Here is a 15,196-nt window from a genome sequence, read left to right as displayed (position 1 = left end):
ACCGCAGTCACTGTGACCGCCTGACCGCAGTCACTGTGACCGCCTGACCGCGGTCACCGTGGTCGTCGTCCGCCGAAGTCGCCGTACGGGGCCGTCCGTCAGGCGGCGAGGTCCCGTTCCTCGGACGGCGTCGGCTTGCGGGCGCCCGGGACCACCGCCTCGCCCCGGTCGGCCACCGGCCCGCGGCGCCTGATCAGCCACCCCGCCCACGACGACCGGGCGACCGCCTTCGTCACCGGCGTGAGCAGCGCCGTGGCCGGCGGGGACAGCAGCAGCACGACGGCCGTGCCGAGCGCGAAACCGCCGACGACGTCCGTGGGGTAGTGCACGCCCAGGTAGATCCTGCAGAAACCTTCGAGCAGAGCCAGCCCGATCCCGGCGATCCCGAACCTGCGGTTGGCCACGAACAGCCCGACCCCGAGCGCCATGGTGATCGTCGCGTGATCGCTCACGAACGAGTAGTCGGTCTTGCCGGAGACCAGGACGTCCAGCCCCCGGTGGTCGAGGAAGGGGCGGGGCCGCTGCACGAACCCCCGGATCGGCACGTTCACCAGGACCGCGACACCGGCCGCGAGCGGCGCCCACACCAGCGCGGCGACCGACGAGGCGGCCTCGTCCCGGCTGCCGGAACTCCGGCGCACGGACCACCAGCACCACACCACCAGCAGCACCATGGCGACCAACAGCCCGTACTCACCCACGAACTCGACGATCCGGTCGAACCACCCGGGCGCGTCCTTGGCGAGTCCGTTGATGTCGTAGAGCAGGTCGACGTCGGGGTTCGAGCCGGATTCGGCAAGTACAGCCATGGTGCGCTGGCCCCTTCGTCTCTCTCGCGGACGCACGTCCCGTGCGTCGCCGCTGCCCACCCCCGTGGTGTGTAGATGTGCGCACGCGCGGTCCGCCCGACTACGTCTTCAGGAACGCACGGCCCTCATTGATACGTTCCACACTCCACCGAATGATCACGCAGACGTTATCGAAGAGAGACTCATCGCCGCAGCTCAGGGGGTAGGTTCACGCTCGGTTCATACGGTCGTGGGGAGCGCTTTCGCGCCATCCGCGGTGACCCGGGTGGCGCCGAAATAGTCCGTCCCGTCGATCGGGTCGAACCGGATCACGGCCCCCGTCCTCGGCGCGTCGATCATGTAACCGCCGCCCACGTAGATCCCCACGTGGTGGATGGCACGGGAATCGGTCGGATCCTTCGAGAAGAACACCAGGTCGCCCGGGAGCAGTTCGTCCCGCCCCGGGTGCGGACCGGCGTTGTACTGGTCGTTGGCGACCCGCGGCAGCTTGATCCCCACACTGTCGTACGCGGCCTGGGTAAGCCCCGAGCAGTCGAACCGTCCGCCCTGCTGCGCGGTGCCGGTGCCACCCCACAGATAGGGAGTGCCGAGCTTCTCCTGCGCGTAGGCGATGGCGCCGGCCGCCTGCCGCGACGGGTCGACCCGGGTCACGGGCGCGGCGAAACTCTTCTCCAGGGTGCGGATCGTCTTGACGTAGTTCTGGGTCTCCCGGATGGCCGGAACCCCGCTGGCCGCTATCACCCGGTACGCACCCGCGTTGTACGCGGCGAGCATGTTGTCGCTGATGTTCCCGGGCACGTCCTTGACGTACTTCGCGAGTTCGCAGTCGTACGAGGCGGCCGACGGAATGGCGTCGTTCGGATCCCAGATGTCGCGCTTGCCATCGCCGTTGCCGTCGATGCCGTGCGTGGCCCAGGTGCTCGGGATGAACTGCGCGATACCGCGGGCGTCGGCCACGCTGACGACGTTCGGGTCCCAGCCGCTCTCCTGGTACAGCTGGGCGGCGAGCAACGCGGGGTTGATGGCGGAGCAGAGGTTGCCCCACCGCTGCACCAGTGCCGAGTAGGCGGCGGGCACGGCACCCTTGGCCAGCCCGATGCTGCCCGCGCCGACACCGCCCGCCAGGTTCCCGGCCACCATGTACACCCCGACGACCAGCAGCATGACAAAGCTCAGTCCGAGCCCGACCGCGGCCCCGCCGACCACCCATACTTTCCGCACGGGTCAACACTCCCCCATACAGCGGCCGTTCATGACCATTTCCGCCAACCGTGCCGTCATGTCACAGCAAACCAGACACCGCCGACCGACACCCCGCCCCGGCCCTCAATGCCCTGAACTACCCCTACCAATACCCCCAGTTGGCCCACCCTCAAGCCCCGCCACGACCGACGGTCCGCGGTACGACCGATGGTCCCGCGGCACGGCCGACCGGTCCCGCGGCACGGCCGATGCTCCCGCGGCACGGCCGGACGACCGAAGCCGCCGTACCGCCGTCCTCGTCGGCGGCGGTCGGCGTCCGCGACCCGCGGCCCCCGCGTCACCCGCCGCGCACCGCGTCCTGGTACAGCTCCGCCACCTCCGCCCCCAGGGCCACGCTGTAGGAGACGTCCGGGGTGGAGCCCCCCTCCTCGTGCCCGCCCAGGACGCCGACGACCTCGTGGTTCCCGTCGACCCAGGGGCTGCCGCTCGTGCCACCCGTGAAGCCGGGACACGCTATGCGCTGCTGGGTACGGCTCTGCGCGGACGGCCGGTTGGAGCAACTTATCGGCACCTCGCCGGAGTCGGGATAGCCGGTGACGGTCACCGCGGTCGCTCCGATCGCCATCCCCGTCACCAGCCGGTTCGCCCCCACCACAGCCTCGACCCGCTCCCCCGCACCCGTCCCGTCCCCCTTCTCCCCGTCCCTTTTGTCCGCGTCTTTCTCCCCGTCCGCCTTCTCCTTGCCCTTCCCCTCGCCGTCCGCCTGCTCCGCCACGACCGCGAAGGCCACGTCGCTGTCCTCGTCCTGCCCTTGGGACCACCGGTCCGGCAGGTACCGCCTGCCGACCTTCCACAGCCCGTACGGCGCCTTCCCGTCCCGGTAACCCGGCGCGAAGACGAGGTCGGACCTGTCCCCGCCCACGCAGTGCGCCGCCGTCACGATGAGGTCCTCCTGCGGGCTGTGCACGACGGAGGCGGTGCAGTAATGGCCCTTGACGAGAGGGGACACCCGGTCGGCCGGAAACAGCGCCCCGACCCGCGCGCTCTCCGCGTCCGCGGCAGCCGTCACGGTCACGCCGAAGGGCCCGGGCCCGGCGTCGACGGCGGCCGCGGAGGCCGACATGACGGCCAGCAGCACCATGGCTCCGAACAGAGCCACGGACGACGCGCCGGAGGTGCCCGAGATGCGTGAGATGTACGAGATGCCAGGGGTGCGCTTCATCAGGCCCCACTTTGTCCGACGAAGGTGAGAATCGGTCCCCGTCTTGGCTCAGTTTTTCCTGTGAGCTTCGGCCCGCCCCCGCTCGCCGCCCGGCCGCCGGGCCCGTTCCGACCTCAGGACCGTACGGCCGACCCGTCCTCAGGACCGTAGGGCCGACCCGTCCTCAGGACCGTAGGGCCGACCCGACCTCAGGACCGTAGGGCCGACCCGACCTCAGGACCGTAGGGCCGACCCGACCTCAGGACCGTAGGGGTACGCGGCCCGCGTGCGTACCCCTGCGCACGGCACTCCCCGGACCGGCCCGCGGCGGTCTCCCGTGCCGGTACCCATCCCCGCCCGACCCGGATGCCCGACCCGGATGCCCGACCCGGATGCCCGCCCCGGAGCCGGTCACTCCCCCGCCTCGGATCACTCCCCCAGCACCCCGGCCCCCAACGGAAATTCCACCCCCGTCAGTTCCTCCGACACCGTCCACAGGCGCCGTGCGGTGGCCGGATCGCTCGCCGCGCTCGAACGCCCCACCAGCGTCGGCGCTCCCCGCATCTCGGCGAGCCCGCCCGGACCGACGTAGCTCGCGCCGGGCAGGTCCTGAGTGGCGGCGTAGAGGGTGGGGAGGGCTCCGCCCCTGTCGTCCTGGGCGAAGAACCGGTTGCCGACCAGCAGGAACGTGTGGATGAACCGGTTCCCCGTGTGGCTCTGCAGGTTGGTGGCCGCGTAACCGGGGTGGGCCGCGAGGGCGCGGACCCGGGAGCCCGCAAGGGCGAGGCGGCGCTGGAGTTCCAGGGTGAACAACAGGTTCGCCAGCTTGGACTGGGCGTAGGCGCCGCGCGGGGTGTAGCCGCGGGTGAAGTTCAGGTCGTCGAAGCGGATCCGCGCACGACCCCAGCGGTGGGCGCCGGAAGAGACGGTGACCACGCGGTCGGTGACGTACGGCAGGAGCAGGTTGGTCAGCGCGAAGTGCCCGAGGTGGTTCGTGCCGAACTGCATCTCGAAGCCGTCCCTGGTCCGCTGCGGGGGCAGCATCATCACGCCGGCGTTATTGATCAGCAGATCGATCGGATCCCGCCAATTCGCGCCGAACTCGCGTACGGAGGCGAGGTCGGCCAGGTCCAGGCGGCGCACCTCGGTGCGGCCGGGCACCCGCGCGGCGGCGGCCCGGCCGCGCGCCACGTCCCGGACGGCGAACACCACGTGCGCGCCCGCCCGGGCCAGCGCGTCCGCGGCGGTGAACCCGATGCCGCTGTTGGCGCCGGTGACGAGGGCCAGCCGGCCGGTGAGGTCGGGAAGACGGGTCGTGTCCCATCCGGTCTTGTCAGTCGTCTCAGCCATGCCCCCAAAGTAGGCACTGCCAACAATGATGTCAACGACAACAATAGTGGCGGCGCCAACAAAGATGGCATCGTCAACATCGAGTTAGGATGGCAGGCATGCCCCCGACCCGCCCGTATCACCACGGAGACCTGCGCGCCGCACTCCTGACCAGCGCCGAGCGCACCCTGCGGGAGAGGGGGGCCGCCGCACTGTCACTGCGCGAGCTGGCCCGCGAGACCGGCGTCAGCCACGCCGCACCGGGCCGGCACTTCAAGGACAAGCAAGCCCTGCTGGACGCCCTGGCGCTCACCGGATACGAGCGGCTGGCCCAGGCACTGGAGGCCGCCGACCGCCCCGGCCCCGCGCTCGAACCGCGGCTGGCCGAACTCGGCCGCGCCTACCTCGGGTTCGCCATCGGCAATCCCGAGCTGCTGGAGCTGATGTTCACCCGCAAGCACGACCCCGACAGCTCGGCCCTGCTCGCCGCCGCCGCCGAGCGGTCCTTCGGGTCCCTCATCCAGGTGTTCACCGAGGCCCAGGAGCGGGGGGAGATCGTGCCGGGCGATCCCGAGCGGCTCAGCCTGGTCGCCGCCGCGAACCTGCACGGCCTCGCCGCGCTGGTCGCCATCGGCGCCCTGGACGCGGAGGCCACCCTGGCCGGCATCGCCGACTCCGTCCACCACCTCATGCACGGACTGCGCCCCCGCTGACCCTCCCCCTCGCCCGGTAACTCCCCCACTCATCCTGTGAGTTGCGCAAAGCCGCAACCACCCGCGTCCCATCCGGGCGCCATCGGGACGTAACGCGCACCCCCGCTTCGGTATGGCGGAAGTCAGGATTCCGACCGTCAGGTGTTGTCGCGTACCCAACAAGGAAGGGTCGTACCGGACCGCCGTCCGCCGTCGGCGCCTCGCACCGGCGGCGCCGCACCCGCACGTACCGCTCCTGCTCCACCCCCACACCGAAGCACCAGGAGGCTGCACGATGCGAATGACCCACCCGCGCACGACTCCCGGCAACAGAGCCGCGGCACAGGGCAGATGGCGCCGCACAGGTTCCGCGGTCGCCGCGGCCGTCGGACTCGTCCTCGCCGGTCTCGGCACCGCCGCCCACGCCGATGCCGCGAGCACCTCGACGCAGGCGAAGGTCACCTGGACGAACGCCTGCGCCACCCCCGCGAAGGGCCGGATGGCCTGCAAGGCGCTCCGGGTCACCGGCGGCGTCACCGCCTTCCAGCGGGCCGAGGCGGCGGCGGACGGCGTCACCCCCCAGGCCGTCGACGCCGCCGCCCCGTCCGGCTACGGCCCCTCCGACCTCCAGTCGGCCTACGGCCTGACCTCCGCCGCCGCCTCCAACGGCGCGGGCGAGACCATCGCGATCGTCGACGCGTACGACGACCCGAACGCCGAGGCCGACCTCGCCAAGTACCGCTCGAACTACGGCCTGACCGCCTGCACCACCGCCAACGGCTGCTTCAAGAAGGTCAGCCAGACCGGCTCGACGACCTCCCTCCCGTCCGCCGACGCCGGCTGGGCCGAGGAGATCTCCCTCGACCTCGACATGGCCTCCGCCATCTGCCCGAACTGCAAGATCCTGCTCGTCGAGGCCACCACGCCGACCATGGCCAACCTCGGCACCGCCGTGAACCGCGCCGTCACCCTGGGCGCGAAGTACGTGTCGAACAGCTACGGCGGCGGCGAGTCCTCCGCCGACACGTCGTACGACTCCTCGTACTTCAACCACCCCGGCGTCGCCATCACCGTCAGCGCGGGCGACAGCGGCTACGGCGCCGAATACCCCGCCGCCTCCCGCTACGTGACGTCCGTCGGCGGCACCGCCCTCTCGAAGTCCTCCACCACCCGGGGCTGGACCGAGTCCGTCTGGAAGACCAACAGCACCGAGGGGACCGGCTCCGGCTGCTCCGCCTACGACGCCAAGCCGAGCTGGCAGACCGACACCGGCTGCACCAAGCGCACGATCTCGGACGTCTCCGCGGTGGCCGACCCCGCCACCGGCGTCTCGGTCTACGACTCCTACGGCATCACCGCCGGCTGGTACACGTTCGGCGGCACCAGCGCCTCGTCGCCGATCATCGCGGGCGTCTACGCCCTCGCCGGCACCCCCTCCAGCGGCAGCTCCCCCGCCTCCTTCCCGTACGCGAAGGCCGGCACCTCGGCCCTCAACGACGTGACGAGCGGCAACAACGGCTCGTGCAGCCCCAGCTACCTGTGCACCGCCCAGTCCGGCTACGACGGCCCGACCGGCGTGGGCACCCCGCAGGGCGTCTCGGCCTTCACCGGCTGAACCCGACCGCGCCCAGGGGCCCCGGCACCCGCCGGGGCCCCTCCGTCATCCCCGCCCGCACCCCGGCCGCCGCCCCCGCCCATCTCCCCGCGCGTGAGAACATCGTGACGACCTCTCACCCGACCGGCCGTCACCAACCGCGCCAGGTCGTAAAAGGGGTCAACGAGGGAACTGCACGACAGGTTCCGCTCAGGCCTCATTGCCCGGCGTGACCTGCCGTGATACACAGAGTGACCGTACGAGGTATTCGTACGAAACCCGCCAACCAATGACGTCAAGTCGACATGCGACAGCGTCATCGTCGGCGACAATGAGGTCTGACCTCTGCACACCGCAGGGGATAGCGGAACTACCCACCAGGGGCGGTGACTTACATGCTCTTCGCGGCCGACAAAGGAGACATCAACACCATCATCGGCGGGATCGCTCCGGACTGGGGCCCCTTCGGCAGCCTGGGCAACGAGGCGAAGACGATGATCCAGGTGGTGATGGCCGTCGCCATTCTGATCTGCCTCGGCATCGCCGTCTGGGGTGCGGCCAAGCAGCGCATCGGCGCGACAGCCCTCCGGGACACCTTCAGCGCCGAACAGGGCAAGGGCCTCATCGTCGCCGGTCTGACCGGGGTCTTCATCATCGGCTCACTCGGCACCCTGTTCACGATCGTGTACGGCATGGCCGTCTGACCGGACACCCCCCGTCCCACCTCCCTGTCCGCCCCGGGCGCGCCCGGTACCCCCTACCCCACCCGCCCGCAGTGCCCACCGGCTGAGGTTGCGTTTCCCTGATGTCGACTCACCACACCGCGCCCGCGCGGGAACCAGCACGGCTACCGTCGTACTTCCACGCGGTCCGGAACCAGGGTTTCCTGTACGACATCGAGGGGGCGTACGCGGCATGAGTCCCGGAGACGAGAACGACCCCTCCGGCGGTTACGCCGACACCGGCCAGACCCGCACCCGGCTCCCCGAGAGCGACCCCTACGGCGGCGCCCGCCGAAGCGGCCGCTCCTCCTCCCGCGGCCTCGTCACGGTCGTCGGCGTCGTCGTCCTGCTGATCGCCGCCATCGCCTTCGCGAACCGCGGCGACGGCAAGAACGGCTCCTCGGCCGACAACTCCGGCGACAAACCGGCCACCTCCGCGACCGCGGCGACGGGCGACACCCCGGTCCGGTCGAAGACGTCCGGCATCCCCACCGGCTTCCCCCACACCGAACAGGGAGCACAGAGCGCGGCGGCCAACTACGCGGTGGCGCTGGGCTCGGCCGAAATGTTCGACAGGGCCCGGCGACACGAGATCGTCAACACCGTCTACGCCCCCGACATCGCAGCCGGCAGACAATCCGCCCTGGACAGCGCCTACGCCGATGAGTCGTTCCTGGCCAACATCGGCCTCACCAAGGACGGCAGCGCCCCACGGGGCGAGACCTTCGTCTCCCGGATCATCCCGGTGGGCACCAAGGTCACGTCGTCCGGTGCCGACACCGCCACCGTCGAAGTCTGGTACACGTCCCTCTTCGGCCTGTCCGGCGGCGCCTCGACCAACCCGGTGTCCGAGAGCTGGTACACCACGACCTACGAACTGAAGTGGGTCGCCGACGACTGGAAGGTCACCGACTTCCAGCAGAAGGACGGCCCGGTCCCGGTCGGCCGCGACCAGAAGGCGTCCACCGCCGACGACATGACGAAGGCTGTCGAGGGGTACGGAGGGTTCACGTATGCGCGCTAACCACCGCTTCCTCAAGGTCACGGCCGCGCTGGCAGCCGTACAGACCACCGCGGTGCTGCTGGCGACCCAGGCGGTCGCCGCCCCCAGCCCCGACCCGAGCCCGTCGAACGGCGCCTGCGACCTGATCCGCGGCCCCGCCAAGGACTACTGCGAACAAGGCGACAAGTCCGGCGGATCCGGCTCAAGCAACCCCCTCACCTCCACCCTCGACCCCCTCTCCTCCCTCGCCAAGGGCTGCGCCGACGCCGCCTCCTGGACCATCAACAAGCTGGGCGGCGCGGTGAAGGAGACGGCGAACGTCGACTTCACCAACCCCAAGTTCCTCCAGCAGTACGCGGTCGTCTTCGCCGCGTCCACCATCCTCACCCTCCTGCTGTGGCTCCTGGCCGTGGCCAAGCGCGCGGTCCGCGGCGTCCCGCTCACCAGCGCCCTGTCCGAAGCCGTCGGCTTCCTCTGGCTCACCGTGCTGGCCTCCGCCTTCACCCCCCTGATCCTCTACACCGTCGTCTCGGCCGCCGACGGCGTGACGGACGTCCTGGCGAAGACCACCGGCGACCAGACCGACACCTTCTTCGGCACCTTCGCCGGCGCCCTGGACAAGGGCACCGACATCGGCGGCGGCCCGATCATGCTGATCGTCGTCTCCCTGGTCTCCATCCTCGCCGCCGGCATCCTCTGGCTGGAACTGGTCATCCGCGCCGCCCTGCTCTACGTCGGCGCCCTCCTCGGCACCGTCGTCTACGCCGGCCTGGTCGACAAGAACCTGTGGGGCCACGTACGCCGCTGGGCCGGCGTCATGATCGCGGTCATCCTCGTCAAACCGGTCATCGTCATCGTGCTCGGCCTGGCCGGCGCCCTCTCCGCGGACGGCGGCCCGGACGCGTTCTCCGCCGTCGTCTCCGGACTGGCCATCATCCTGCTCGCCATCTTCGCCAGCGCGATGATCTACCGCTTCGTCCCCGGCTTCGGCGACGAGATCGCCGCCTCCCGCAACAACCGCATCATGCAGGGCGCCGAGGGCAAGGCCGCAGCCGTCATCAGCTCCCCCGCGAACCTGGTCGCCCAGGGCATCAGGACCCACAGCGCCCGCGCCGACAGCAACGGGGGCGGCGGGGCCGGCGGCCAGTCCGGCTCCGCCGCCCGCCCGGCCAACCCGGTCTCCGGCGGAGTCGCCGCGCACAGCACGCGCACCCCGAACGGTGGCGGCGGATCTGTCCCCTCCGCCGCACCCGCGCCGCGCTCCCCCAGCCCGGCGAAGACCCCGCACGCCGGCAACAACCGCAACAACCGCTCGGGAGGTGAAGGGCGTTGACGACCGAGTCCCACCTGTCCCATCCGGTCACGCCCCGCCGTACGTATCTCATCGGCCGTGCCCGGCCGAACGCGGTCATCGGCCGCAACCGAGAGACCGGCGAGATCGCGCTCATCATCTTCGGCGCGTTCCTGGGCATGATGTGCGGGCTCCTGGTCCCCGTCCTGTCCCTGCGGATCGTGCTGCTGATGGGCTTCCCGCTGCTCGCGCTCGGGGCCGTCTACGTGCCGTACAAGCACCGCACCTTCTACAAGTGGTTCGAGATCAACCGCAGCTACAAGCGCACCCTGCGCCAGGGCACCGTCTACCGCTCCGCCGCCATGGAGGCGGGCACCCGCCTCGACGGCCGCGAGGTCGAGATCGGCCCGCCCCCCGGCATCGGACGCATCAACTGGCTCGCCGCCCCCTTCGGCCCCGACGAGATCGCCGTACTCCTGCACGCCGACCGCAAGACCGTCACCGCCGCCATCGAGATCGAGGGCCCCGGCGTCGGACTGCGCGACTCCGAGGACCAGGAAGCCCTCGTCGACCGCTTCGGCACACTGCTCAAGCACGTGGCCAACGGCGACGGCTTCGTCACCCGGCTCCAGATGCTCGCCCGCACCCTGCCCGCCGACCCGGACGCGCACGCCAAGGACGTCGCCCAGCGCGGCGACGAGAAGGCACTCCCCTGGCTGACCCGCTCCTACGAGCAGCTCCAGTCCATGGTCTCCACCAGCAGCGAGCAGCACCGCGCCTACCTCGTCGCCTGCATGCACTACTCCCGCGAACTGGCCGCCGAGGCCCACGCCATGGCCCGCGCAGCCCGCCCCCAGGCCGGCCGCCGCCTCGACCGGGACGCCGGACTCGCCGTCGTCATGGCCCGCGAGCTGACCGACATCTGCTCCCGGCTCCAGGAGGCCGACATCCGGGTGCGCCAGCCGCTCGGCCAGGGCCGGCTCGCCTCCCTCGTCCACTCCATGTACGACCCGGACCACCCGATCGACCACCTCCAGGCGATGACGAAACGCAACGCCTGGCCGGCCGAACTGGACGCCATGGAGCCCACCCACCTCAAGGCCAAGACCCGCGAGTCGGCGACCCGCGAACCCTGGTGCCACGCCACCGCCTGGGTCAAGGAGTGGCCGATGACCCCGGTCGGCGTCAACTTCCTGGCACCGCTGCTCGTCCACACCCCGGACGTCATCCGCACCGTCGCGGTCACCATGGACCTCGAACCCACCGAGATCGCCATCGAGCGGATGCTGACCGAGAAGACCAACGACGAGGCCGAGGCCAGCCGCGCCGCCAAGATGAACCGCACGGTAGACCCGCGCGACATCGCCGCCCACAACCGCCTCGACCAGCGCGGCGAGGACCTGGCCAGCGGCGCGGCCGGCGTCAACCTGGTCGGCTACATCACCGTCTCCGCCCGCACCCCCGAAGCCCTCGCCCGCGACAAGCGCACCATAAGGGCCTCGGCCGGCAAGTCGTACCTGAAGCTGGAGTGGTGCGATCGCGAGCACCACCGGGCCTTCGTGAACACCCTCCCGTTCGCCACCGGAATCCGAAGGTAGGGGCTGATGCACTGATGCGGGACCCGATGTCCGCCATCACGGACGCCTTCACGGCCTTCCTGTTCGGCAAGGTCGAGACGACCCGACTCCCGGTGCGCACGTCCACGGGCCAGGCCCAGGCGGTCTACCTCCCGACCGCCGCCCCCGGCCTCGGCGACTCCGGCGTCATCATCGGCCGCGAGGTGTACTCCGGCAAGGGCTACATCTACGACCCCTTCCAGCTCTACGGCCAACAGCTCCCCGCCCCGCACTGGCTGGTCCTCGGTGAGTCCGGCAACGGCAAGTCCGCGCTGGAGAAGACGTACGTCCTGCGCCAGCTCCGGTTCCGCGACCGCCAGGTCGTCGTCCTGGACGCACAGGGCGAGGACGGCGTCGGCGAATGGAACCTCATCGCCCAGGAGCTGGGGATAACGCCGATCCGGCTGGACCCGATGGCCGCCCTGGACCACGGCATCCGGCTCAACCCGCTCGACCCGTCGATCACCACGACCGGCCAGCTCGCCCTGCTCCGCACGATCATCGAAGTCGCGATGGGACACGGCCTGGACGAACGCTCCGGCTTCGCCCTCAAGGTCGCCCACGCCTACGTCAACGAGACGATCGTCGAACGCCAGCCGGTGCTGTCCGACATCGTGGAGCAGCTCCGCCACCCCGAACCGGAGTCGGCGGAGGCGATGAACGTCGACATAGACGACGTACGGGCCTGGGGCCTGGACGTGGCACTGGTCATCGACCGACTGGTCGACGGCGACCTGCGCGGCATGTTCGACGGCCCCACCACGGTCGGCATCGACCTGGACGCCCCGCTGATCGTCTTCGACCTGTCGCACATCGACCGCAACTCCATCGCCATGCCGATCCTCATGGCGATCGTCGGCGTATGGCTGGAGCACACCTGGATCCGCCCCGACCGGAAGAAACGCATCTTCCTGGTCGAGGAAGCCTGGCACATCATCAACAGCCCGTTCGTCGCGCAGCTCTTCCAACGGCTGCTCAAGTTCGGGCGACGCCTCGGCCTGTCCTTCGTCGCGGTCGTCCACCACCTCTCCGACGTCGTGGACGGCGCCGCCGCGAAGGAGGCCGCGGCGATCCTGAAGATGGCCTCGACCCGCACCATCTACGCCCAGAAGGCCGACGAGGCCCGCGCCACCGGCCGCGTCCTCGGCCTGCCCCGCTGGGCCGTGGAGATCATCCCGACCCTCACCCCGGGCATCGCGGTCTGGGACGTCAACGGCAACGTCCAGGTCGTCAAACACCTGGTCACGGAGACGGAACGCCCCCTGGTCTTCACCGACCGCGCCATGACCGAGTCGTCCAGCGACCTCATCGCCGACGACGAGGTGCTGCGCGCCGCCGAACTGGAGGCGGAGCAGCGAGCGGCGGCCTTCGTGGAACAGCACCTCGGCGACCTGGACGGATCGTCCGAATCGACGGTGGCATGAGATGAGACTGAGATGAAGCGCGACGAGCCGGACCGCCGCCGGGACGGCCAGGGAGGCGTCTCCGACGGCCTGCTGGTGGGCATACTCGCGTTCCTCCTCGGCATGACCGTGCTGGTGTGGTCGGCCACGGGCCTGGCGGGCCTGTTCGCCCGCGGCTCCTGGCCGTCCGACGTCACCGTCACCCGTACGCCGCTGGCGATGCGGCAGCTCATCGCCGCGCCGCGCGACCTCGCCGCCGCCTGGCCCCGCACACCACCCGAGCAGTTGTCCGGGTATGGGCTGTTCTGGGGGCTGTTCATCGGCCAGTTGATGGTGCTGTTCGTCCTCACCGTCTTCGTGATCGGCACCACGGCCCGCTGGCGGGCGGGCCGCGCCCGGCGCCGCCAAGCCAAGAACACCGCCGCCGCACCTCCCGCGCCCGCCACACCGGGACGGGTACCGGAACCACTGCCCGTCCCGGCCCCCGACACCCGGCACGAAGTCCCCGTACCCCGCAGCGAACCGACACCCCAGGACACCCCCGCGCCCGCCCCCGCGGCCGTCGGCACGGAATCCCCCGGGTGGCAACAGCCCCGCACCGAAGGCCCGGTGCTCTACGCCGAACCCGCGATCCGCCAGGCCACCGCCGCCCGGACCGTACGCGACGCGGAGGGCCCGGTCCTCGTGGTCACGTCCAACCCGGCCGTCTGGTCGGAGACGAAGGACGTCCGCGCCAAACTCGGCCCCACCCACCTCTACGACCCCGCGCACCGCTGCGACACACCGGCCCGCCTGCACTGGCCACCCACGACGGGCTGCGAGGACAAGCAGACGGCCGTGCAACGGGCCGCCGCCCTGCTCGCCCCGGTCAGGCCCACGGCCAAACTCGACCAGGCCCTGGCGGACACGGCCGAGACGCTCCTGCGCAGCTATCTGCACGCGGCGGCCATCGACGGCCGCACCATCCGGCACGTCCACCGCTGGACCCAGGGCACCCAGATCCAGGACGCGGTACGCACCCTGCGCACCAACCCCAAGGCGGCCCCCGGCGCAGCCGGTGAACTCGAAGCCGCCCTCACCGCCCACGCCGAACGCCGCGACATGGCCCAGGAACTGACGAGTCGCGCTCTCGCCGCGCTCTCCACGGTCAACATCCGCGAGTCGTGCACCCCGAACCGAAGTGATGCACTCGCCCTGGATTCCTTCGTCGACGAAGGGGGCACGCTCTATGTGGTCGGTGAATCCATCGAGGACCCCAGGACCGCTCCGGGCGCGATGCCGCTCCTGACGGCCCTCGTCTCAAGCGTGGTCGAGCACGGCCGGCGCATGGCCGAACGGTCATCCTCCGGTCGGCTCGACCCACCACTGACCCTCGTCCTCGACGACGTCGCGGCCGTGGCGCCGCTGCCTCAGCTCCCGGACCTGCTCGCCACCGGGGCGGCCCAGGGCCTGCCTACGCTGGCCCTCCTCCGCTCCCGCGAACAGGGCCGCGCCCGCTGGCCCCACCACGAACTACCGGTCTGAGCCGAGCCGGTCAGGCTCACCCGCGCCCTCCCGCACGCTCCACGACGAGTTCCAGCTCTCGTCCCTCGCCCTCGACCATCTCCGTGGTCACCCCACTGGGTACGAACCCGGCCTTCCGGTAAGCACCCCGGGCCCGCCCGTTGTCCTCGTGCACGAACAGCCGCACCCGTTCGGCCCCCCGCTCCCAGGCCCACTCGACGCCGACCGCGAACAACGCCTCGATCAGCCCGCGTCCACGGTGCCGGGGCCGCACGAACACCCCGACGACATGCCCCTGCCGGCGATCCACGGCCTCTCCGGCCCAGTCCGTGGTGCCGGCCTCCTCCATCAGCACGGTGAGCGAGACGGCCCACGCCCCGTCCGCTGCCACGGCCACGAACTGCCGCGCCCCGCCCGCCTCCTCGGCGCTCTGAGCCGCCCGCTCCTGCCAGAAGACGTCAGGCCGACCGACGGCCTGCTCATACGTCTCCAAAAAGGCAAGCCGGGCAACGGGATCCCGCAGCGCCTCAAGGCGCAGCCCCCGCACGGTCGCCCATTCATCGGGCCGTATGGCCCGGATCAGATAATCATCCCCGACCTGGACACTCATGGAGGCAACGGTAGTACCGGACCACCGGACCCCTCATCCCATATTCGGTATCCGTGTCCGGCACGCAAACGCAAGAGACCCCCAACTCCAGGTCTTACGACCAGAGTTGGGGGTCTCTCTCACATTTAGTTCGGCGGCGTCCTACTCTCCCACAGGGTCCCCCCTGCAGTACCATCGGCGCTGTAAGGCTTAGCTTCCGGGTTCGGAATGTAACCGGGCG

General features: G+C 70.7%; 13 protein-coding genes and 1 rRNA gene. 8 read left to right on the top strand and 6 right to left on the bottom strand.

All coding sequences use genetic code 11. From position 1 onward, the window contains the following. Window positions 1-98: 98 nt before the first annotated feature. From ACFC09_RS30105 to ACFC09_RS30090, 4 genes are all read right to left on the bottom strand, one after another. The gene (locus tag ACFC09_RS30105) at window positions 99-809 is read right to left on the bottom strand and encodes a phosphatase PAP2 family protein (RefSeq protein WP_376533491.1); all 711 of its coding nucleotides are present in this window, start codon (window positions 807-809) and stop codon (window positions 99-101) included. A gap of 219 nt (window positions 810-1,028) precedes the next feature. Continuing rightward, on the bottom strand, window positions 1,029-1,973 hold the full coding sequence (locus ACFC09_RS30100; protein WP_376533575.1) for an NlpC/P60 family protein: 945 nt from the start codon (window positions 1,971-1,973) through the stop codon (window positions 1,029-1,031). 376 nt (window positions 1,974-2,349) lie between these two features. Beyond that, a complete protein-coding gene (locus ACFC09_RS30095; protein WP_376533490.1) occupies window positions 2,350-3,234 on the bottom strand; it encodes a trypsin-like serine peptidase in 885 nt (294 codons plus the stop codon). Window positions 3,235-3,642: 408 nt separating this feature from the next. Next, window positions 3,643-4,563: an oxidoreductase gene (locus tag ACFC09_RS30090; RefSeq protein WP_376533489.1), complete on the bottom strand. Its 921-nt coding sequence runs from the start codon at window positions 4,561-4,563 to the stop codon at window positions 3,643-3,645. An 89-nt stretch (window positions 4,564-4,652) separates the two neighbouring features. Here ACFC09_RS30090 and ACFC09_RS30085 point away from each other — a divergent pair, with 89 nt between their 5' ends. From ACFC09_RS30085 to ACFC09_RS30050, 8 genes are all read left to right on the top strand, one after another. Beyond that, window positions 4,653-5,255 (top strand): TetR/AcrR family transcriptional regulator, encoded by a 603-nt coding sequence (locus tag ACFC09_RS30085; RefSeq protein ID WP_376533488.1) that lies wholly within the window; start codon window positions 4,653-4,655, stop codon window positions 5,253-5,255. Between the two features lie 280 nt (window positions 5,256-5,535). Next, window positions 5,536-6,849, top strand: coding sequence for a peptidase S8 (locus tag ACFC09_RS30080; RefSeq protein ID WP_376533574.1), 1,314 nt, complete (start codon window positions 5,536-5,538; stop codon window positions 6,847-6,849). Window positions 6,850-7,223: 374 nt separating this feature from the next. After that, a complete protein-coding gene (locus ACFC09_RS30075) occupies window positions 7,224-7,532 on the top strand; it encodes a hypothetical protein (RefSeq protein WP_376533573.1) in 309 nt (102 codons plus the stop codon). A 211-nt stretch (window positions 7,533-7,743) separates the two neighbouring features. After that, the gene (locus ACFC09_RS30070; protein ID WP_376533487.1) at window positions 7,744-8,574 is read left to right on the top strand and encodes a hypothetical protein; all 831 of its coding nucleotides are present in this window, start codon (window positions 7,744-7,746) and stop codon (window positions 8,572-8,574) included. Then, on the top strand, window positions 8,564-9,886 hold the full coding sequence (locus tag ACFC09_RS30065) for a hypothetical protein (RefSeq protein ID WP_376533486.1): 1,323 nt from the start codon (window positions 8,564-8,566) through the stop codon (window positions 9,884-9,886). The genes ACFC09_RS30070 and ACFC09_RS30065 overlap by 11 nt, the downstream gene beginning before the upstream one ends. Continuing rightward, on the top strand, window positions 9,883-11,442 hold the full coding sequence (locus tag ACFC09_RS30060; RefSeq protein WP_376533485.1) for an SCO6880 family protein: 1,560 nt from the start codon (window positions 9,883-9,885) through the stop codon (window positions 11,440-11,442). Before ACFC09_RS30065 ends, ACFC09_RS30060 begins: the two co-directional genes overlap by 4 nt. A 14-nt stretch (window positions 11,443-11,456) precedes the next feature. Then, complete coding sequence (locus ACFC09_RS30055; RefSeq protein WP_376533484.1) at window positions 11,457-12,884, top strand: ATP-binding protein; 1,428 nt, start codon at window positions 11,457-11,459, stop codon at window positions 12,882-12,884. Between the two features lie 12 nt (window positions 12,885-12,896). Next, window positions 12,897-14,387: a type VI secretion protein gene (locus ACFC09_RS30050; RefSeq protein ID WP_376533483.1), complete on the top strand. Its 1,491-nt coding sequence runs from the start codon at window positions 12,897-12,899 to the stop codon at window positions 14,385-14,387. A gap of 16 nt (window positions 14,388-14,403) precedes the next feature. Here ACFC09_RS30050 and ACFC09_RS30045 read toward each other — a convergent pair whose 3' ends face one another. Next, a complete protein-coding gene (locus ACFC09_RS30045; protein WP_376533482.1) occupies window positions 14,404-14,976 on the bottom strand; it encodes a GNAT family N-acetyltransferase in 573 nt (190 codons plus the stop codon). 128 nt (window positions 14,977-15,104) lie between these two features. Continuing rightward, window positions 15,105-15,196: ribosomal RNA gene (gene rrf / locus ACFC09_RS30040) — 5S ribosomal RNA — on the bottom strand; the annotation flags it as partial.

This window comes from Streptomyces sp. NPDC056161 (assembly GCF_042268025.1).
GTDB lineage: Bacteria > Actinomycetota > Actinomycetes > Streptomycetales > Streptomycetaceae > Streptomyces.
This window is presented reverse-complemented; position numbering and strand designations above follow the sequence as displayed.